This is a genomic window from Actinoplanes sp. NPDC051411 (assembly GCF_040682075.1).
In the GTDB taxonomy this organism is placed as follows: domain Bacteria; phylum Actinomycetota; class Actinomycetes; order Mycobacteriales; family Micromonosporaceae; genus Actinoplanes.
This window is the reverse complement of record NZ_JBFBAD010000012.1, coordinates 33,977-54,366: the sequence shown is the minus strand read 5'-3', so window position 1 is coordinate 54,366 and position 20,390 is coordinate 33,977. Positions and strand designations below refer to the sequence as shown.

Annotated in this window: 15 protein-coding genes; 8 read left to right on the top strand and 7 right to left on the bottom strand. The window is 69.9% G+C overall.

The genetic code is table 11. The features are described 5' to 3' along the window. The first annotated feature begins 35 nt into the window (after window positions 1-35). A complete protein-coding gene (locus AB0M88_RS09345) occupies window positions 36-1,190 on the top strand; it encodes an ROK family transcriptional regulator (protein WP_364097915.1) in 1,155 nt (384 codons plus the stop codon). Window positions 1,191-1,211: 21 nt separating this feature from the next. On the opposite strand, the gene AB0M88_RS09340 is transcribed toward AB0M88_RS09345, so the two are convergent. Next, the gene (locus AB0M88_RS09340; RefSeq protein WP_364098077.1) at window positions 1,212-1,667 is read right to left on the bottom strand and encodes an Lrp/AsnC family transcriptional regulator; all 456 of its coding nucleotides are present in this window, start codon (window positions 1,665-1,667) and stop codon (window positions 1,212-1,214) included. Window positions 1,668-1,783: 116 nt separating this feature from the next. On the opposite strand from AB0M88_RS09340, the gene AB0M88_RS09335 reads away from it, so the two are divergent. From AB0M88_RS09335 to AB0M88_RS09325, 3 genes are all read left to right on the top strand, one after another. Beyond that, window positions 1,784-2,695, top strand: coding sequence for an EamA family transporter (locus tag AB0M88_RS09335; RefSeq protein ID WP_364097912.1), 912 nt, complete (start codon window positions 1,784-1,786; stop codon window positions 2,693-2,695). Beyond that, window positions 2,677-3,684 carry an aldo/keto reductase gene (locus tag AB0M88_RS09330; protein ID WP_364097909.1) on the top strand — a complete coding sequence of 336 codons (1,008 nt, stop codon included), beginning with the start codon at window positions 2,677-2,679 and terminating at the stop codon, window positions 3,682-3,684. Before AB0M88_RS09335 ends, AB0M88_RS09330 begins: the two co-directional genes overlap by 19 nt. A 122-nt stretch (window positions 3,685-3,806) precedes the next feature. Next, entirely contained in the window at window positions 3,807-5,012 is a 1,206-nt protein-coding gene (locus AB0M88_RS09325; protein WP_364097906.1) for a pectate lyase, read from the top strand. A 66-nt stretch (window positions 5,013-5,078) separates the two neighbouring features. On the opposite strand, the gene AB0M88_RS09320 is transcribed toward AB0M88_RS09325, so the two are convergent. Then, window positions 5,079-5,783, bottom strand: coding sequence for a hypothetical protein (locus AB0M88_RS09320; RefSeq protein ID WP_364097904.1), 705 nt, complete (start codon window positions 5,781-5,783; stop codon window positions 5,079-5,081). 142 nt (window positions 5,784-5,925) lie between these two features. On the opposite strand from AB0M88_RS09320, the gene AB0M88_RS09315 reads away from it, so the two are divergent. Next, a complete protein-coding gene (locus AB0M88_RS09315) occupies window positions 5,926-6,204 on the top strand; it encodes a hypothetical protein (protein WP_364097901.1) in 279 nt (92 codons plus the stop codon). An 85-nt stretch (window positions 6,205-6,289) separates the two neighbouring features. Further along, window positions 6,290-7,249: an aldo/keto reductase gene (locus tag AB0M88_RS09310; RefSeq protein ID WP_364097898.1), complete on the top strand. Its 960-nt coding sequence runs from the start codon at window positions 6,290-6,292 to the stop codon at window positions 7,247-7,249. Between the two features lie 132 nt (window positions 7,250-7,381). Here AB0M88_RS09310 and AB0M88_RS09305 read toward each other — a convergent pair whose 3' ends face one another. The 3 genes from AB0M88_RS09305 to AB0M88_RS09295 form a co-directional block, all read right to left on the bottom strand. Then, window positions 7,382-7,981 (bottom strand): TetR/AcrR family transcriptional regulator, encoded by a 600-nt coding sequence (locus AB0M88_RS09305; RefSeq protein WP_364097895.1) that lies wholly within the window; start codon window positions 7,979-7,981, stop codon window positions 7,382-7,384. A gap of 147 nt (window positions 7,982-8,128) precedes the next feature. Next, entirely contained in the window at window positions 8,129-8,791 is a 663-nt protein-coding gene (locus AB0M88_RS09300) for a response regulator transcription factor (RefSeq protein ID WP_364097892.1), read from the bottom strand. Further along, window positions 8,788-9,903: a histidine kinase gene (locus AB0M88_RS09295; RefSeq protein ID WP_364097889.1), complete on the bottom strand. Its 1,116-nt coding sequence runs from the start codon at window positions 9,901-9,903 to the stop codon at window positions 8,788-8,790. The genes AB0M88_RS09300 and AB0M88_RS09295 overlap by 4 nt, the downstream gene beginning before the upstream one ends. 216 nt (window positions 9,904-10,119) lie before the next feature. Here AB0M88_RS09295 and AB0M88_RS09290 point away from each other — a divergent pair, with 216 nt between their 5' ends. Next, complete coding sequence (locus tag AB0M88_RS09290) at window positions 10,120-10,461, top strand: DUF6223 family protein (protein ID WP_364097886.1); 342 nt, start codon at window positions 10,120-10,122, stop codon at window positions 10,459-10,461. A 93-nt stretch (window positions 10,462-10,554) separates the two neighbouring features. On the opposite strand, the gene AB0M88_RS09285 is transcribed toward AB0M88_RS09290, so the two are convergent. Both AB0M88_RS09285 and AB0M88_RS09280 read right to left on the bottom strand, forming a co-directional pair. After that, the gene (locus AB0M88_RS09285) at window positions 10,555-11,154 is read right to left on the bottom strand and encodes a hypothetical protein (protein ID WP_364097883.1); all 600 of its coding nucleotides are present in this window, start codon (window positions 11,152-11,154) and stop codon (window positions 10,555-10,557) included. Continuing rightward, entirely contained in the window at window positions 11,151-11,789 is a 639-nt protein-coding gene (locus tag AB0M88_RS09280) for a sigma-70 family RNA polymerase sigma factor (RefSeq protein ID WP_364097881.1), read from the bottom strand. The genes AB0M88_RS09285 and AB0M88_RS09280 overlap by 4 nt, the downstream gene beginning before the upstream one ends. A gap of 358 nt (window positions 11,790-12,147) precedes the next feature. Between AB0M88_RS09280 and AB0M88_RS09275 the strand changes: the two genes are divergently transcribed. Continuing rightward, entirely contained in the window at window positions 12,148-20,379 is an 8,232-nt protein-coding gene (locus tag AB0M88_RS09275) for a DNRLRE domain-containing protein (RefSeq protein WP_364097878.1), read from the top strand. Window positions 20,380-20,390: the final 11 nt, after the last annotated feature.

The window sequence follows — 20,390 nt, the reverse complement described above, 5'->3', positions numbered from 1 at the left end:
TTGACGAAGGAAATTATTCAGCCTAGATTTCTGCCGTGTTTCCCGACGTCGAGGCCTTCGCTCCCGCGGTGACCGCCGTGTTCACGACCGTGCTGACCGAGGGTCCGCTCAGCCGGGTCGCCCTCGCCCGTCGACTCGACCTGTCCGCCGGCGCCGTCACCAAGGCGGCGCGCCCGCTCATCGAGATGGGCTACATCGAGGAACTGGCCGCGACCGAGCGGACCGGGCCCGGAGCCGGCCGCCCGGCCAGCCCGCTGGCCATCCGGGCCGACCGCGAGTTCTTCGTCGGCGTGAAGATCACCGGAGACGAGCTCATCGGCGTGGTCTGCGACCTTCGCGCCGAGGTCCGGACGGCCGCGCACCGGCGACTGGCCGTTCCCGACGTCGATCAGGTCCTCACCGAGCTCGGCGAGCTCGTCGACGAGCTGCTGGACGGTCCCGGCGACTACCGGGCCGGCACCCGCCGGCTCGGGCTGGCCATCTCCGGCGATGTCGACCGTTCCACCGGCCTGGTGCGCTATTCGCCGTTCCTGCGGTGGCACGACGTGCCCCTGCAGGAGCGGGCCGAGAAGATCACCGGGCTGACGGTCACCGTGGAAAACGACGTGAAGGCGCTGACCACCGCCGAGCACTGGTTCGGCGAGGGCGTGGGCGCCGAGTCGTTCGCCCTCGTGACCGTCGGCGCGGGCATCGGCTGCGGCCTGGTCATCGGGGGCCGCCTCGTGTCCGGCTCGCACGGGGTGGCCGGCGAGATCGGCCACATCGGCATCGATGTGAACGGTCCCGCCTGCTACTGCGGAAGCCGCGGCTGTGTCGAGGCCATCGCGGGTGCCGACGCCATCGTCCGCCAGGCCCGGGAGGCCGCGGGACGGCCCGGCCTCACGTTCGAGGACGCGGTGGCGCTGGCCCGCGGGGGCGACGGCCCGGTCGGCGCCGTCTTCGCCCGCGCCGGCGACGCGATCGGCTCCGGCATCGCCGCGGTCGCCAACCTGGTCGGCCCGGCCCGGATCGTCGTCTCCGGCGAGGGCGTGGAGGCCTACGACCTGTACGAGCCGCACATCCGGGCCGGCTTTCAGCGACAGGCGTTCGGCGCCGCCGCCGACTGCCCGCTCTCGATCCGCCAGCTGCCCTTCGAACAGTGGGCGCGCGGGGCGGCCGCGGTGAGCATCAAGGCTCTGGTCGCCTCCTGAGCACGCGCGGCGGCACGGCGTCTAGGTGTCCGCCTGCCCGCCGGGGAGTGGCAGCGGCCGCGCCGGTACGGGGGTGGAGACCACGATGGAGGTGGTCGTCTGCCCGAACAGGAGGAACTTGTCGAGGAGCTCCTCGAGTTCGCCGATCGACGGCGCGTGAATCTTGAGGAGGAAGCAGTCCTCCCCGGTGATTCGATAGCATTCGACGACTTGTGCGGTCTCCTGCGCGGCCTGTGCGATCTTGGGCAGCTGGCCGGGGCCGGGCCGGATGCGTACCAGCGCGGCCACCGGCATGCCCAGCGCCGCCGGGTCGATCTCCATCCGGTACCCGACGATCACGCCCGCGGTTTCGAGCCGCTGCACCCGTTCGGTGATCGCGGGTGCCGACATGCCGACCCGGCGGGCGAGCTCCGACATCGACAGGCGCGGGTTGTCCTGCAACTCCGACAACAGGCGCAGGTTGACCGAATCCAGCAGTCTCGCCCGGCCGTCGAAGGAAATCGGGCCGTTCGACCTCGAATCTCCAGGCAAGTCGAGCCTCCCGCCTTCATCTTGTCCTTCTCAGCTCGCTCGTCGCTTTGGAAGATACTCCCATGAAGGAATTGAGCGAGCCGGCCCGGCTGGCCGCCCCGGCCTTCATCGCGGTCAGCTCGGTCTTCCACTACCTCGGCCCCGCGTTCGCCGTGTTGCTGTTCGCCCGGCTCGATGTGTTCGGAGTGACCTGGCTGCGGATCGCCGGCGCGGCCGTGGTGTTCGCGGGCTGGCGCCGGCCGTGGCGGCTGTGGCCGCGGCTGACCGCCGGGCAGCGCCGGGTCCTGCTCGGGCTGGGTCTGGTGCTGGCGGCGATGAACACGATGTTCTATCTGGCGATCGCGCGGCTGCCACTGGCCACGGTCGGCTCGGTCGAGTTTCTCGGCGTCATCGTCCTGGCCGCCGCCGGGGTCAGAAGCCTTCGCAACGCGCTTGCCCTCGGCCTGGCCGTGGCCGGCGTGGTCACCCTCACCGGCATCCGCCTGGCCGGCGAGCCGGCCGGTTTCGGGTACGCCTTCGCGAATTGCGCCCTGTTCATGCTGTACGTGACGCTCGGCCACCGAATCGCCAACACTCGATCGCGCGACGGCTCTCCCGTCAGCGGAGTGGACCAGCTCGGTGCGGCCATGCTGATCGCCGCGATCGTGACCACGCCGCTGGGACTCGGGTACGCGGCGCCCGCCTTTACCCACCCGGTCTGGCTGCTGGCCGGGGTCGCGGTCGGCATCTGCTCCTCGGTCATCCCCTACGTGACCGATCAGCTGGCGATGGCCCGGCTGCGACGGGCGACCTTCGCGTTGATGCTGAGCATCCTGCCGGCCTGCGCCACGGTCATCGGCCTGCTCGTCCTCGCCCAACTGCCGACGGTCTCCGACCTGCTCGGCGTGGCGCTGGTGATCGCCGCGGTCGCGGTCCACCAGCAGCCCACCCGTCATCACGAACGAGAGGAAACACGATGCGGTACGTCCGTTTAGGCCGGTCCGGTCTGAAGGTGTCGCAGATCGGCCTGGGCATGATGGGCTTCGGAGATCCCGGCGCCGAGGCGTGGTATCTGTCCGAGGACGCGGCCGAGCCGATCGTCCGGCGCGCGATCGCTGCCGGGGTGACGTTCTTCGACACCGCCGACATGTACTCCGACGGCGCGAGCGAGGAGGTCACCGGGCGGCTGCTCGGCAAACTCTTCGGCCGGCGCAGCGACTACGTCCTCGCGACCAAGGTCTACTACCCGATGGGCCCGGGTCCCTACGACCGCGGGTTGTCCCGCAAACACATCATGGACGCCGTCGACGCCTCGCTGCGGCGACTGGGCACCGACCACATCGACCTCTACCAGATCCACCGGTGGGACTCCGAGACACCGATCGAGGAGACCATGGCGGCGCTGCACGACGTCGTCCGCGCGGGCAAGGTGCGCTACCTCGGTGCGTCCCTGATGTACGCCTGGCAGTTCGCGAAGGCCCAGTACACGGCGCGGGCCGGTGGCTGGACCCGCTTCGTGTCGATGCAGACCCGCTACAACCTCGTCTACCGCGAAGAGGAGCGGGAAATGATTCCGTTCTGCGGCGACGACGGCGTCGGCATCCTGCCCTACAGCCCGCTGGCGCGGGGACTCCTGGCCGGCACCCGCGAACGCGGCGGCCTGCGGCGTACGCCTCGAGCCATCGCCGAAAAGGGCGACAAATTGTGGGAGGAGGAGAACGGCAGCGACTTCGATGTCGTGGACGCGCTGCGCTCGGTCGCCGCCGAACGCGGCCGGCCGCCGGCTCAGCTCGCGCTGGCCTGGCTGCTGGGCAAGCCGGCGGTGAGCGCACCCATCGTCGGAGTGACCAAGGCTCACCACCTCGACGACGCCCTGGCGGCCGCCGAGCTGTCCCTCAGCGACGACGAAGTAGCCCGGCTCGAGGCCCCGTACCGGGCCCGCGCGCCGTACGGCCACTCCCAGCCGGCCGCCGACGGCACCTGACCCGCCGGGTGGCCGCCGGCCACGGGTTGCGTTGATATCGACAGGTGTCTATTCTCCAGGAAAGCGCTTACCTGCGGTCAGCCCACCGCACGGCGCGCTCTTGACGATGAGGTGAGACACTGATGAAACGGCGAGTCGCTACCCGATGGATCGCTGCGGGAGCCACCGCAGTCGCAGCCGCCGCGATCACCCTGGCGCTGCCGCTGTCCTCCGCTTCGGCCGCTGACAACCTGAGCCTCAACGGCGGCGCCGACGGCTCCAGCAAGGCCGCCGGCACCAGCTACGGCAACGTCAAAGACGGCAGCACCAGCACCTACTGGGCGCCGGCCGGCACGACCGGCTACGTCTCGGTCAAGTGGAGCAGCGCCACGACGGTGTCCTCGGCCGTCATCCGGCAGGCCTCGGGCGGCGGCTCGATCAGTGCCTGGCGACTGCTCGACGCCGACAACGGCGCCGTCCTGGCCAACGGGAGCGGCAGCCCGAGCACCATCACCTTCGCCTCGACGTCGCTGAAGAAGCTCACCTTCGACATCACCGGTGCGTCCGGCGCGCCGCGGATCGCCGAGTTCGAGACGTACGCCAGCGGCGGCTCGGGCCCCACCACGGGCCCCACGACCGGCCCCACGACCAGCCCGCCCAGCAACCCCGGAACTCCCACCGGCGTGTGGCCGACCTCGACCGGCTCGGTCTCGATCTCCGGCACGGTGAACGTCTCGGGGACCTTCGACGGCGGCATGAAAACCTATTGCTGCATCGGGGACGGTTCGCAGAGCGAGTCCCAGGACCCGATGTTCTCCATCGCCAACGGCGGCACCCTGCAGAACGTCATCCTCGGCTCGCCCGCCGGTGACGGCGTGCACTGCGAGGGAACCTGCACCATCCGGAACGTGTGGTGGAACGACATCGGCGAGGACGCCGCGACCTTCAAAAGCACCAGCGGCGGCACCAGCTACGTCATCGGCGGCGGCGCGAAGTCCGGCAGCGACAAGACGTTCCAGCACAACGGCAACGGCACCGTCAACATCTCCGGCTTCTACCTCGACGGCGCCGGCAAGCTGTACCGCGCCTGCGGCAACTGCTCCAGCTCGTACGAGCGTCACGTCGTGATCGACAACGTGCTGCTGAGCGATATCGACATGGTCGCCGGCATCAACACCAACTGGGGCGACACCGCCATCATCACCCGCGTCACCATCAGCAACAGCTCCAGCGCCGTGGTCTGCGGCGAGTACAAGGGCGTCGCCAAGGGCAGCGAACCGACCTACCTCGGCGAGGGCTGGAACGACGGCAACTGCAAGGTCAACAAGAGCGACATCACCTACAAGTAGGGCGTACGTCTGGAAGGGGGCGCTCACCGCGAGGTGGGCGCCCCTCGCTCGCCGGGCGGCGTGCGGTCAGACGAGGCGGATGACCAGCGAGATCACGGCGCCGAGCGCGTAGGTGATGAACGAGTAGGTCGTGACCGGATACCGCGCGGCCCGGGCCCGGACCGGCAACCACATCGCGGCGGTGAACACCAGCATGCCCAACGCGAAGACCAGCCCGACCAGCACGGTGTCGAAGGCGGCGTAGGCGACGACCGTGAACGCGAACACGGTCGCGTTGACGATCAGGGGGAGCGGGCCCGGCCGCCGCGGGTCGGGGTTCGCGTTGAGGCGTTCGGCGACGACCGGTACGGCCGTGACGAGTGCCGCGCCGGCGAAGAACAGGATGTTGCCGGTGTAGAAGTCGTTGACGAACAGGCCGCCGCACAGGTCGCCGACCGGATGATCGACGTCGCACCTCGTGCCGAGCAGATAGGACGCCAGTTCGTGCAGGCCTTCGCCGGCGCCGTAGAGATAGGCGCCGGCCGTGAAGAGCACAATGAGCCATACCGCCGAGCGGCCGGGCAGAGCCTTGAGATGTCCGGAGGTCTCCCAGAACAACAGCATCGCCAGCACAAGCGAGGCCAGGATGAGAACCGCGGTCTGGATCAACTGGTGCAGGCTGAGGAAGTCGTGCGGGGGCAGCACCACCCGGGTGGTCCGGGAGAAGCGTTCGACCGTGACGGCCAGGACGACGAGCGAGTTGAGCCAGAAGATTCGGGTGATTGGGTACACGCCATAGCAACGGCCGGACGTTGTCCGGGTTCAACGCACCGCCGACGCGAATGCACATGCCGCCGTCGTCGAGCGGCGTGCCGCAGCTGCCGTGGACGTAGGGCTGGCGGGATGCCGGCTTCATGTAATTCTCGTCGCCCCAGTGGGCGAGCCCGTGCACGACCGGCCAGAGCCGCTCGCCCTTGGGGGGTCAGCTGGTACTCGTCGTGCGCGCCGGGCCGGGCTGTTCTCCGCGGTCTACCTCGTGGCCTACTTCGCCATGGGGGTCTCGGTCATCTCGGCCGGTCAGTTCGTCAAGCCGTTCGGCGTGACCTCGGTGGCAACCGGATTCGGCATCATCATCGCGCTCGTGGTCCTGTCCGGTGTCGCGATGATCGCGCTCAAAGCGCCCCGGCCACGGGGTCCGCCAGCAGTTAGCTGAGGCCGGCCGAGCTATGTATGATGACATGCATACTAAGGTTGGCGGTCGCCATGCCGTCCGCCCTCCCAGAGAAGAGGTCCTTGCGGTGACCTGGATCGCATCTACAACCCTTGCCCGCCGGGCTCAGTTCGGGCGTTTCCTGCTCGGCGCGGGCAACATCGGCGGAAGCGGGTCGGCCGTCGGCCCGGGGATCGGGCTGTCCGATACCGAAGGCTTCGGCCTCATCGATCGAGCGGTGGAGGAAGGGTTCAAGATTCTCGACACCGCCGACTTCTACACCCGCGGTAACAGCGAGCGGGTCATCGGATTGTGGAACAAGGGGCACCCGGACTCCGACCTCCTGATTCAAACCAAGACCGGGGTCACGGCCAACGGGCCCGACCTGTCTCCGGGGCGGGTCGAGCGACAGCTGCGGCGAAGCGTCGAGACGCTGGGCCGGGTCGATCTCTACCTGGCGCACACCGTCGATCCGAAGACTCCCTGGTCCGGCACGCTCGCCGTACTCGGCGGCGCGGTCCAGGACGGCCGGATCCGCGCCTACGGGCTGTCGAACGTCGATGAGGCCGCGCTGACCTCGGCGCTCGACACCGCCGACCGGCTCGGCCTGCCGCGGCCCGAGCTCATCCAGAACGGCTACTCCCTGCTGGTTCGCTCCGACGACGAGGCTGTTCTGCCGATCGTGGAGTCCGAAGGCCTCGCCTACACGCCCTACTCGCCCCTCGCGAACGGCATTCTGGCCGGCCGCTACAGCAAGGGAGAGAAGCCGGCCGAGGGCAGCCGGGCCAGCACCGGGCCGCGGGCGAAGGGACTCCTCGACGACCCCACGGCGATGAAGCGGGTCAAGCAGTTCGACGAGATCGCCGCCGAACAGGGTGTTTCATCGGCCTGCCTCGCGCTGGCCTGGGTCATCAACCGCCCGGTCATGACCGCTCCGATCATCGGAATCAGCCGCGACTCGCAGTGGCGGAACGTGCGCGAAGCCACGGAGTTTCCCTGGACCGAAGAGATCGCGGCCCGGCTCGACGAATTGTTCCCGGCGAAGTAGTAGCACGCAGCCGGCGACCGCCTCCTCGGCTTTAGGCACCGCGAGGCGACGCGATCGTGCATTGTGGCCATCGCTCCGGGCGACGGCCACGATGCATTCGTTCCGGATCCACCTTGCCGGCCGTTCGGCGGTTCACTCGCTATGGCGGGCGGCATTCGGTGCGACCGCGTGGAGCTGTGCGGCCAGCACTGTCCCGACGGCGTCGAAAGGTGCCGTGTCGCGGCCGGCTCTCGCGGTGATCATGGCGCCTTCCAGCCCCGCGACGGTCGCCTCGGCCAGCAGGCGGGCGTCCGCGCTGTCCAGGCCGAAGGCGGCGAGGTGGAAAGCCACCCGATCGATCATCTTGGCGAAGTTGCGCCGGCTGGTGAGGCCGTCGTCGCCGAGTTCGTCGCCTGCCTCGATCACCAGCGGCGCGATACCGCAGCCGCGTGAATAGCCACTCGCGGCCATGCCGTCGCGAGCCAGGTGGACGTAGGCCAGGAGAAATTCCTGGGCGTCGCGCGCCTTCTCGGCGGCATCGTCGAGGTACTCGATCTGCTCCTCGCCGTGCAGGTCGGCGGCGGCGATCGTGAGTTGGCTCTTGCCCTCGGGAAAGTGGTGATACACCGAGCCGCGAGGGGCGCCGCTGCGGTCCAGGACATCCGCGAACGCGGTCGCGTGATAGCCGCGCTCGCGGATGAGGTCCTTGGCCGCCCGCACCATCTGGCGCCTGGCGTCTGACTTTCGCGGCATGCCGACTCCCTGGCCCGACCGTACTATCTATGACATCCTACATATCGCCCCAGGGTGGCTGCATCGATCAAAACCAGGATCCAGCTCGCGCACGGGGAGCGCGAAAGCTTGGGATGAGCAGCAGCAGCAGCTTGCGAGCGCGGAGACTCAATCAGCGTCGCGCGGGGTTATCAGGCCGGATTCGTAGGCGATGATCACGAGTTGCGCGCGGTCGCGGGCGCGCAGCTTGGTCATGGCCCGGTTGATGTGGGTCTTCGCGGTCACCGGGCTGATCGCCATCCGGGCCGCGATCTCGTGGTTGGACAGGCCCCGGGCGACGAGGGTGACGGCTTCGCGTTCGCGGGTGGTCAGGCCGCTGAGGGCAGCATGGTCGGCGTGCGGTGGCTGGGTGACGTACCGGTCGATCAGCTTGCGGGTGATCGACGGTGCCAGCAGCGCGTCGCCGCGGGCGGCGACGCGGATGGCGTGCAGGAAGTCCTCGGGCAGGATGTCTTTGACGAGGAAGCCGGCCGCGCCGGTGCGTAGCGCGTTGAAGATGTATTCGTCGAGGCCGTAGTTGGTCAGGACGACGACGTGCACGCCGCTCAGGACCGGGTCGGCCGCGATTCGCCGGGTGGCCTCGATGCCGTCGACCACGGGCATCCGCACGTCGATGAGGACGACGTCGGGCAGGTGCTGCCGGGCCAGCGCCACGCCCTCGGCGCCGTCACCGGCCTCGGCTACGACTTCGATGTCGCTTTCGGCGTCGAGTAGGGCCCGGAAACCGCTGCGGATGAGGGGCTGGTCGTCGACCAGCAGGACCCGGATCATGACGGATGCTCGACGGGAAGTTCGGCGTGGACGGTGAAGCCGCCTCTACTCCGCGGCTCAGCCCGTAGCCGGCCGCCGAGGGCGGTGACCCGTTCCCGCATCCCCAGCAGGCCGACCCCGGGCGCCGGCGTGGACTCCGGCGTGGCCGTGCCGTCGTCGTCGACCTGGATGAGGAGCGTGCCGGGACGGTAGACGATCCGGACCGACGCGGCGCCGGCCGCGGCGTGCCGGGCGACGTTCGTCAGCGACTCCTGCACGATCCGGTACGCGGTGCGGTCCACCGTGGCGGGCACGACGGTGCGCTGTCCCTCGATCGTCAACGACGCGTCCAGTCCGGCCGCCCGGGCCCGCTGGACCAGGTCCGGCACGTGGTCGAGCCCGTGGGGTGGGTTCCGGTCGTCGTCGCGCAGCGCCTCCAGGGTCGCGCGTAACTCGCGGGCGGCCTCACGACCGGCGTCCCGGATCACCAGCAGCGCCTCCGGCACGGGTTCGCTCCGTTTCTGAGCCAGGTGCACGGCGGCCTCGGCCTGGACCTTGATGACCGAGATCTGGTGGGTGAGCGAGTCGTGCAGCTCCCGCGCGATGTGCAACCGTTCCTCGTCGGCGCGGCGCAGCGCGCTCTCCTCGCGGGTGCGCTCGGCCTCGTCCGCGCGCCATTCGGCCTGGCGCAGCGCCTCGCCCGCCGCGCCGGCGGCGATCAGCCAGGCGATCTCGAGCACGCCCCGGGCCTGCGCGAACGCCTCACTCGTGTCGTGCAGACCCGAGGTCATCGCCGCGACCGGCAGCGCGGCCAGCATGATCACGCTCGCCAGGACCGTGACGGTTCGGTGTCCCGCGCGCACTGCCGCGTACACCGCGACCAGGTAGGCGACCGCGAAAACGTCGAAGCCGGCCGCCTGGTAGCCCACTGTGCACAGGCCGGTCGCGACCAGGACGGCAACCGGGGCGCGCCGGCGTGCCACCAGTGCCAGGCCGCCGGCCGTCAGCAGCACGGCGCCGAGCAGGTCGAAGCCGGTCGCGGGGCGGTGTTCGGACAGCCCCGCGATCAGGAGGACGGCGGCTACGCCGACGGCGATCATCCAGTCCAGGACACCGATCCGTGCACGGCCCATGTCGGCACCCTAGCCGGACCACCGCCCCGGGCGAGTCGTGCCGGGGAAGGGCAACCGGATACCGCGTACGTGGTAGATCGCCGGCTTCTACCGCGATCGCAGCAGCCGGGCTCCCTGGGTGTGGCAGCGGGAAATGCCGTCCCCGGCACGATGCCAGGCGGTGGATCCGACCGACAGGATCAGTGACATTCAGCCCTGCGGAACAAGGAGTACGCCATGCATGTCCGTCTCTTGTTCGCCGCGTACCCAGTCGGCGCGCACACCCTGACCACCGATCGGATCGTGGCCACCGCGGCAGTCGTCGTAGCGGTGGCCGGTGCGGTCATCGGCGGGCTCGCGTTGGCCCGCTCCACCGGGCCCAGCAGGAAGCGGAGGTCTTCTGTCGCGCTGGTGGCGGGCATCGCCGGCACGGTCGTCGGCGCCCTGGTGGTGGCGACCGCCGACGGTGGGCCCGGCACCGGCAACGGCATCGTCGGCGGTTACGTGGCCGTGCTCGTCGGGCTGCTCGCCGTGCTGCTCGGCGGCCTGGCCCGTGGCCGTTCCCGCCGTACCGCCTGAACGCCGATCCGGCACCCCGGCCCGGCCGAGCCGACCGTCGCCGTCGTCGTCGCCGCCCAGCCCGCTTCGGCGCGCGGGGCGGCCGCTGGAGTGTCAGTGCTTCCGGCTGTTGCCGGGCGAGTGCGACGAGGCTTTGCCCGGCGGCGTGCTGTGGGCTTTGGCGGGATGGCTCTTGACGGCCGACTTGCCGTGCGTCTTCGCGCTGTTGCCGTTCGCGGGCGGGGCCGGCGATTCGCTCAGCGATGGCGTCGCGGTGGGCGAGAGCCGGGGCGACGAGCCGGACGGGCCGGACGGCGGGCAGGGGCAAGCGCCGTCGAAAACCGGAGCCGATCCGGCCGGGCGGCCGGCGGGCGCGGTCGCGGTGCTGATCGGGCCGGAGTCGCCGTCCGGGGAGGGGTCCTGAGGGTGCCGGTCGCCGAGGGCGGCGAACGACAGCAGGCCGATCAGCGTCACCGCCAGAGCCGCCGCGATCAGGGAGGCGCGGGCCCGGGTGCGGCGTACCCGGGTGTCCCGCGCCTGCCGGAAGGCGGCGAGTGCGGCCTGTTCGCCGTGGTGGGCCCGGGCGGAGTCCGGGGCCGCCGCCCGGGCCAGCAGGGCGGCGACTCGTGGGTCGTCCACTCCGGCCTCGGCGAGCAGCTCGTCGGCCGGACCGGGGGAGGGCCGGGCCTGCTCGGGTTCTCCGGGTCCGTTCATGGCCCTCTCCGTCGTGGTGTCGCCGGGGACCGGTCCGTCTCGGCCGCGTCCAGGCTACCGGCCAGGTTGCGCAGGCCGCGGTGGGCGGCGGTCCGGACGGCGCCCGGTCTCTTGCCGAGGATTCGGCCCGCTGTGGCCGCGTCCAGACCGACGACCACGCGCAGCAGGATCGCTTGCGCCTGGTCCGGTGGAAGGGCGGCGATCATGGCGAGCGCGGTTGCGGTGTCGATGTTGTCGAGAACCTCGCCCTCCACGTCGTCGCCGGCGGTCACGGCCGGCCACGCCTCGGCGGGCAGTGTCATCGACGGCCGCCGGCCGCGCAGGTGGTCGATCGCCCGGTGGCGGGTCACGACGGCGGCCCACGCCCGGAACGCGCGGCCGCCGCCACGAAACGACCGGAGGTCGCGGGCGATGTTTCCCCACGCTTCGGAGGTCACGTCCTCGGCGTCCGTCTCGCCGACGATGGCCCGGACGTAGTTGAGCAGGCCCGGCTGGATCGTTCGATAGAGCTGGGCGAACGCCGTCTCGTCGCCGTCTCGCGCGGCATCCACCGCGTCGTCGAGGGGGTCCGGTTCGGACTGTTCCCGGGTGCGGCGTCCCGTCCATCGTTCGGTAAGGCGTCGCAGGTCAGGCATGTCGATGCCGGTCGGCGGGGACGCCGGTGGGCGGCCCCGCGATGTATGTCCGACTCCCCGTCGGTTCGGCCATAGCTGTTCCCTCGGTTGTGGACGCCTGTGGAGACGTGGTCCGGGCACATGCTCAGCCGCCGGACGGTCTTTGTTCAAGCCCTGTGTCGCCGTGCGTTGCGCAGTGACTACCGCCGAGCGACGGGCCGAACCCGGACCAAAGTGGACAGGACGGTGGGGCCGAGTGTGACCTATGTCATCTATGGGCCTCGATGGTCCGCCGGGTGTGACGTTTTCGGGCGCGGCTGCGGTCTGTGGTGGCCGGTCGCGGACACCGCCGCGCCGATGCCCGAAGGAGTTGGTGTCTGTGCGCTGGCCCAAACGCCTGGCCGTAACCACGACCGCGGCCGTTCTGGTGATCGCCGCATCCGGACAAGCGGGATTCGCCGGACCGGGCACGGGGGACGTGCGTCTACCGGCCCACGCTGACTGGGCGATGTCGCTGCGCTCCTTCGTGAGCGGCCCGGCCACCAAGCGGCGATCCGCCCCGGCGGCCAAGGCGACGAAGTTCCGGTGGACGCCCCCGAAAGGTCACGCCGCGGCGACGCCGCCCGTCGACCCCAAGGCCCACCGGATCGGTGAGCTGACCCGGATGCGTACCGCCGACGAGTCGTTCTACAAACTCTCCGACGGCCGGGTGCAGGAGGCGGTTTCGACCCGCCCGGTGCACTACCGGGACGCGAAGGGCGCCTGGCAGGACATCTCCACCGCGGTCACGCCGGTGTCCCACGACGGCTTCTCGCTGGGCGCCGAGCACAACGCGTTCCGCAGCTACTTCTCCGGCTCGGCCGGCGCGCTGGTCCGGATCGAGCAGGGCTCGACCTCGATCCAGGTGGGCGCGGACCAGGCGCGAACCGGAACCCCGAAGGTCGCCGGCGACACGGTCACCTATGCCGGCGCGCTCGGTGGGGCCGACCTCGGCTACCAGGTCGGCGACGGCGGGCTCAAGGAACGCATCGTGCTGCCGGCCGCACCGACGGCCGAGCCCGCGTACGCGTTCTCCCTCACCCTGCGCGGCCTGACGCCGAAGCAGCGGCCGGACGGCTCGGTCGCCCTGTACGGCGGCGAATCCGGGCGGCCGGCGTACGTCATCCCGGCCCCGTTCATGACCGACGCGCACCCGGACGCCGGCTCACCCTACGGCTACCGCTTCTCGGCCAAGGTCGGACAGGCGATGACCTGGGACGCGAAGTCCGGGGTGCTGCGGCTGACCGTACGCCCGGACGCCGGGTGGCTCCGCTCGCCGGACCGGGTCTTCCCGGTGACCGTGGACCCGACCGTGCTGGTGGCGCCGGTGCCGACGCAGGCCGCCAACGTGATGATCAGCTCGGACGGCGCGACCACCAACTACGACACCAGCTGGCGGCTGTCGGTCGGCACCACCACGAGCGGGGTATCGCGCGCACTGATCCGTTTCCCGATGCCGTCGGTGCCGGCCGGCACCACCGTGACGTCGGCGAGCCTGCGGCTCTACTACGACCAGACCCACACGACCGGCTCGACCACGGTGCCTCTGGAAGCGCACCAGGCGACCACCGCCTGGGACCCGACCACCGCGACGTGGAACTCGGCCAACGGCATCACCGGGGCCCTGGCCGGTTCGACCAGCAAGCAGGCCGGCGTCGTCGGGGTGTGGAACACCTTCCCGGTCACCTCGGCGGTGCAGTCCTGGCTCAACGGGACGACCACGAACAACGGCTTCGTCATCAAGGCGCAGAACGAGTCCACGCTCGGGCAGGGTGGCCCGCGCTACGAGGGCAGCCTGTACGCGTACAGCGGGGAGACCGCGAACTATCCCCAGCTGCTGATCACCTACGGCGTGCCCGGTGTCGCGGTCGACGCGCCCACGGTGGTCCACTCCACCGGCGCCGAGCTGTCCTGGCCCGCGTACACCAACACCACCGGCAATCCCGCGAACGACCTGGCCGAATACCAGGTGCACCGCAGCGTTTTCCAGAGTTGGACGCCGTCCGCGTCGACCGAGGTGGCCCCGGTGAACGCGGCCACCCGGGCGTTCGTCGACAGCACCGCCGAGCCGACACCGACCAGTTCGCCGACGCCGGACGGCAACGCCTACTACTACATGGTCGCCGTGAAAACCGTCGGTGGCGCCCTGATCCCCGGGCCGAGCCAGCTGGTCCGGCTGCCCAAGGCCGGCCTGACCACCGTCCTGCTGCGCAAGGGCGCCGCCACCACGCTCGGCTCGGCCCAGCCCGCGACGGCGTTCCCGACGCTGACCGACAGCGGCGTCGCCCAACCCTGGATCGAGGTCGGCGACAACTCGTCGTCGCTCGGCAAGGCTCGCGCGGTCGTCGACTTCGGCGCGCTGCCCGCCACCATCGGCACCAATGCCCTGGTCAAAGAGGCGCACCTCAAGCTCTGGCAGGAGCAGACGACCACGACGAGCACCGGCGCCGTCTACGAACTGCACGCGCTGACCCGCAGTTTCAACGCCGCGCAGGCGACCTGGAACAGCGCCGCCACCGGCACCGCCTGGACGGCCGCCGGCGGCGACTACACGGCCGCCGCGGCCGGCACGGTCAGCGGGCTCACCAACGACCCGAACCGGCAGAACCTGGACGCGACCGGAATCGTGCAGGGCTGGGTCACCACCCCGGCCAGCAACCACGGCCTGGAGCTGAAACTGGCGAACGAGGCGACGACCGGCCCGCAGGAACGCACGATCTTCGCCGGCACCGACACCGCCGAGCCGCTGCTGTCGCCCACGCTCGTCGTGACCTATCTGGACCGTACGAGCGAGAACACCTACTACGCGCCGACAACGCCCGACAAGATGGTGCCCGGGACGACGTACACCGTGCCGGTCACGATCAACAACACCACGACCACCTCGTGGTCCGCGAGCACCGAGAAGCTGACCTACCACTGGACGAAGCCGGACGGCACGGACGCCACCGACGCCGGCGACCAGCTCACCACCGCGTTGCCGGCCGACATGGCTCCGGGCGCGGCGGCCACGGTCAACGCCCAGGTCACTCCGCCCGCGCCGACCGACACCAACAACAAGGACGGCTACACGCTGTCCTGGGACATGAAGAACACCTCGACCGGGGCGTACCTCTCGGCCGCCGGAACCGGCGGCGTCGGCTCGCTTCCGCAGGCGACCGATGTCGAACGCAACGGCTCGGACCAGCTCGGCCTGGAAAGCTTCTACCAGTACGCGACGACCGCGACCGGGGCCGGCTCGGCGCTCTACAGCAACGCGTCGTCCGGCAACACGGTCTGGAACTACAACGCCTTCTCGAACCCGTCGCGCGGCTTCGCCACGTTCGCCCGGATGTCCTACAACTCGCTGGACACCACCGACTCGACCACCGGCTTCGGCTGGTCGGTGCAGCTGTCCACGCCGACCCGGCTGGGCACGCCGCTCGACTTCCACCCCAACCCGCACCCGACCGAGGTCACCTTCACCGACGGCGACGGAACCAGCCACGTGTTCGCCTGGAACGCGACCGCGAGCACCTGGACCGCGCCGCCCGGCGTCCACCTCTACCTGCAGCAGCTGGCCGACTGCGGTCCCCAGGTCACCAACGCCCGGGCCTGGGAGATGACCCGGCCCGACCGGACCCAGTTCTTCTACGACTGCGACGGCTATCCCACCTCGGTCGTCGACCGCAACGGCAACGAATCCGACTTCACCTACACGGTGCGCAAGTCGCAGAACAAGCCGACCGAGTTCCTGGCGTACATCACCGACGCGAGCGGCCGGAAGACGCTGACCGTCGACTACTACGCCAAGGGCGACAGCTACCAGTACGTCGACGGCACCGGCAACCTGGCGACCGACACCAAGCTCACCGACCCGGACATCATCGACCACGTGAAGTCCATCGTGGACGTCTCCGGCCATGAGATCGACTTCTTCTACACCGTGCAGGGCCTGCTCGGCCGGATGGTCGACGGCGCCGGGAACGCGGCGGCCAAGACCTTCGGCTTCGCGTACGACGCCACCCAGGGCATGAAGAACGTCAAGCTGGTGCAGGTCACCGACCCCCGCGGCAACGCCACCAAGCTCTCCTACTACGACCCGGTGACCGACCCCAAGGTGCACTGGTGGACCCGTACGGTGACCGACCGGATGGGCCACGCCACCGCGAGCCTGGCCTACACCGAGCCGGGGACGGTGACCGGGTCGGCGATCCAGACCGCGGTGACCGACGCCGGCGGGCACGTCACGACCTACCAGATCGACACCGCCGGCCGGCTGCTGCAGGCGGTCAACGCCCTCGGCCAGAAGACCTCGCTGAGCTGGGACGGCGACAACAACGTCAGCTCGATCACCGAGAACAACGGCGCCCGGACGACGTTCGGCTACGACCAGCTGACCGGCTATCCGCTGAGCAAGAAGGACGCCGTCGCCGACCACGACGGGACGGCCGCCCAGACGTACGCCTACCAGACCTCGCTCGGCGGACACGTCGCCGACCTCACCGACAAGACCAGCCCGAGCGGGCGGCACTGGCACTTCACCTACGACACCCACGGCAACCTGCTCACCGTCCAGGACCCGAACGGGACGAAGGCCGGGGCGGGCTACACCACGAAGTACGCCTACGACACCACCGGTCAGCTGCTCACGATCACCGACGCGAACGGGCACGGCACCACGTACTCGGGCTACGACGCGACCGGCTACCCGACGGTCACGAAGGACGCGCTCGGCAACAGCAGCACCACGGCGTACGGGCCGCGCGGCGAGGTGAAGTCGGTGACCGACCCGCTCGGTCACACCAGCACGACGAACTACGACGTCTTCCTGCGCCCACTGGACACGAAGGTGCCCAAGGACCAGGCGGGCAACGTCTACGTGAGCACGCCCGCGCCGGTGTACGACGCGAACGACAACATGACCCAGCGCACGGCGCCCGACGGGGCGGCGTCGACCGCGACCTATGACGCCGACGACCGGGCGACCGCCTCGACCCTGCCGCCGGACACCGCGACCTCGGCGGCCCGCACGCTGACCTACACGTACGACGCGGTGGGCCAGCAGCTGACCGTCACCTCCCCGAACGGCAACGCCGCCGGGGCGGTCGCCGGCGCGTACACCACGACCACGGCCTACGACGCGGTCGGCGACGCCGTCTCGGTGACCGACGCGGCCGGCAACAAGACCACCACCGACTACGACGACCTGGGTAACGCCACCAGCGTCACCGACCCGCTCGGGCACGTCACCAGGACGGCCTACGACCTGGACCACCGGCCGGTCACCGTGACCGACCCGGCCGGGTACACCACGTCCACCGCCTACGACATCGACGGGCTCAAGACCTCGGCGACCGACCAGAACGGCAACACCACCCTGTTCGGCTACGACCAGGACGGTCACGTCGTCGAGCAGAAGGTGCCGCACGCCGGAACGACGTCCAACGTCACCCAGTACACCTACGACCAGGTCGGCAACAAGACCGCGGTGATCTCGCCGCGGGGAGTCGCCTCCGGCGCCTCGGGGGCGTTCACCACCCGTACGACGTACGACGCGGACAACCGCAAGAGCGCGACCTTCGGGGCGTACGACCCGAACGACACCACCTACAAGACCGCCCCGGAGACCGACTACACGTACGACGCGGCCGGCCGGATCGCCAAGGTCACCGCGCCGCCGTCCAGCGGATCCACGGTGCACCCGGTCACCACCTACAGCTACTGGGACAACGGGTGGACCAGGTCGTCGACCGACCCGTTCGGCATCACCACGGCCTACGACTACAACGCGCTGGGCAAGCAGACGTCGCGCACCATCACCTCGGCCGGCGGCTCGTCGTCGCGGATCCAGGGCTGGGACTACTACCCGGACGGCAAACTCAAGGGCCGCAGCGACAAAGGCGTGCCGGCCGGCCTGCAGGTCGAGATGGTCGACGACTCCGACACGCAGAACACCGCCGCCACCGGCACCTGGACCTCCGGGGCCGCGGCAACCGGCTTCCAGGGGTACGACTACCGGTCGCACGCCGCGGGCTCCGGCACCGACGCGTTCACCTGGAACCTGACCGTCCCCCAGGACGGCACCTACCAGGTCTACGTCCAATACCCGGCCGTCGCCGGTGCCGCCACCGCGGCGCAGTACACCGTCGGCCACGGCGGAACCACCACGCCGGTGACCGTCGATCAGAGCAGGAACGCCGGAACCTGGGTCCCGCTCGGCAGCTTCGCCCTCACCCAGAACGGGACCGGGCAGACGATCTCGCTCGCACAGAACGCGACCGGGGTGGTCACCGCCGACGCCGTCAAGATCGTGCGGGACAACTCGGCCGACACCCAGCCCACGCCGGAGCAGTTCGCGTACAGCTACGACCTCGACGGCACCATGACCGACCTGCGCGACACCTCGCCCAACGCCCGGTACGACGACTACGCGCTGGCCTACGACGGACTCGACCGGCTCACCCAGATGCAGGAGAAGCTGGCCGGCGCGGTGAAGCACACCACCGGCTTCACCTACGACGCGGCCGGCAACACCTCCGGCGAGACCCACGACGGGACGGCCTCGACCTACACCTTCGACGCCCGCAACGCCCTCAGCCAGGTCGTCAACAAGGAATCGGCCGCCGACCCGTCGCCTCGTACCACCAGGTACACCTACACGCCGGCCGGGAAGATCGCGACCGAGACCAAGGGCAACGGCAACGTGGTGACCACCACGTACAACCTGGACAACTCGCTGGCCGGCACGGTCGAGAAGACCAGCGGCGGCACCCTGGTCGCCCAGCACACGTACGCCTACGACCCCAACGGCAACGAGACGAGCGACGTCTCGGCCACCCAGAGCGCGGACGATCACGCGACGACGCTCGACCGTACGGCGACGCACACGTACACACCGGCCGACCAGATCGCCACGGTCACCAACTCGGACGGCAAGAACAACCAGAGCTACACGTACGACCTGGCCGGCAACGTCACCAGCCAGACCGTGGCCGGCACGACGACGACCAACACCTACGACCGCAACCGGCTGCTGACGGCGTCCGCCGGCGGGGCGGTCGCCGGCTACAACTACGACCCGTTCGGCCGCACCGACACCGTCACCTCGGGCGGAACCGTGCAGCAGCGGTACACCTACGACGGCTTCGACCACGTCGCAACCGAGACCAAGAGCGGCAGCACGACCAGTTACACCTACGACCCGTTCGACCGGACCGTCTCGCAGACCACCGGTACGAAGACCACCACCTTCGACTACCTGGCCAGCTCGAAGGCGCTGGTCGCGGAGTCCACCGGCGGCACGGTCACCAAGACCTACCAGTACGCGCCGACCGGTGAACGGCTCGACCAGGTCGTACACGGCGCCGACGGCTCCGAGACGCCGACCTTCTACAGCTACAACGCACACACCGACGTGCAGGCGATCACCGACAACAGCGGCAACACGAAGTCGACGTACGGCTACACGGCGTACGGCTCCGACGACACCAGCCAGGACACGGGCGTCGACAAGGGAACCGCCGGCGGTTCGGCGGGCGGTGCCGATCCGTACAACGTCTACCGGTTCAACGCCGACCGCATCGACCCGACGACCGGCAACTACGACACGGGGTTCCGCGACTACGACCCCTCCAGCAACCGCTTCCTGACCCGCGACATGTACGAGGGCGCACTCTCGGACACCGCGATGTCGGTCGACCCGTACACCGGCAACCGGTACGCCTTCGGTGGCGGCAACCCACTGAGCAACATCGAGATCGACGGGCACTTCAGCGTCGGCGGCCTCATCGGCAGTCTCGAGGACGCCGGCAAGGACATCGTCAAGGGCGCCGAGGACCTCCTCGCCACGGCGGCCGAGAACCCCGAGGTCGTCGCCGAGGGCGCCCTCGACTACGACCCGTTCACGCTGCCGATCGGCGTCTTCCTCGGCATCGTCGGCCACGCCGACTCCACCGCCCCGAACGGCAACTTCAGCACCCCGGGCGACAAGCCCGACCTCACCAAGGGCCTCTACATCACCCAGGACCAGAAGCAGGAGTTCCAGCCGGTCGACACGATCTACCCCAAGACCCGGGAGGACTGCGGGGCCGGGGCGGCGAACTGGACGTACTACATGCCGCTGGACAGCCAGGGCCGGGCGCAGGGTGCCATGGCCTGTCTGAGCAAGTCCGGCTTCAACTACACCGACGACAACGGCAACATGGTCAAATCCGGGATTCCCGACACCCAGATCGTCGGCAGCCGGGCCGGCTGGCCGCCCGGATCGGACGACTTCGCGAACAGCATCCCGAACGGCTGGCGTCTGGGGATGAGCCCGACGATGGACCGCGGTCACCTGCTCGGGCGGCAGCTCGGCGGAAGCGGCACCGACGTACGGAACCTGACACCGCTGTACTCGCGCGTCAACCGGACCGAGATGAAGGCGTACGAAGACAAGATCGCCGGTGCCATCGACGGGGGCGCTACCGTCTACTACGCCGCCTGGGCCAGCTACAGCGGAAACAACGCGATACCGAGCAGCATCACGCTGGAGGCCTACACCTCCGACGGCGTGCCCCTGGTCAACACCACGATCGCCAACGTTCCCTGAGAGAGAGGTCG

Bases quoted from the DNA above. Each gene is read 5' to 3' on its own strand.
- AB0M88_RS09335 (WP_364097912.1), top strand. From the start codon at position 1,784: ATGAAGGAATTGAGCGAGCCGGCCCGGCTGGCCGCCCCGGCCTTCATC.
- AB0M88_RS09330 (WP_364097909.1), top strand. From the start codon at position 2,677: ATGCGGTACGTCCGTTTAGGCCGGTCCGGTCTGAAGGTGTCGCAGATC.
- AB0M88_RS09325 (WP_364097906.1), top strand. From the start codon at position 3,807: ATGAAACGGCGAGTCGCTACCCGATGGATCGCTGCGGGAGCCACCGCA.
- AB0M88_RS09305 (WP_364097895.1), bottom strand. From the start codon at position 7,981: ATGCCGCGAAAGTCAGACGCCAGGCGCCAGATGGTGCGGGCGGCCAAG.
- AB0M88_RS09300 (WP_364097892.1), bottom strand. From the start codon at position 8,791: ATGATCCGGGTCCTGCTGGTCGACGACCAGCCCCTCATCCGCAGCGGT.
- AB0M88_RS09295 (WP_364097889.1), bottom strand. From the start codon at position 9,903: ATGGGCCGTGCACGGATCGGTGTCCTGGACTGGATGATCGCCGTCGGC.
- AB0M88_RS09290 (WP_364097886.1), top strand. From the start codon at position 10,120: ATGCATGTCCGTCTCTTGTTCGCCGCGTACCCAGTCGGCGCGCACACC.
- AB0M88_RS09285 (WP_364097883.1), bottom strand. From the start codon at position 11,154: ATGAACGGACCCGGAGAACCCGAGCAGGCCCGGCCCTCCCCCGGTCCG.
- AB0M88_RS09280 (WP_364097881.1), bottom strand. From the start codon at position 11,789: ATGCCTGACCTGCGACGCCTTACCGAACGATGGACGGGACGCCGCACC.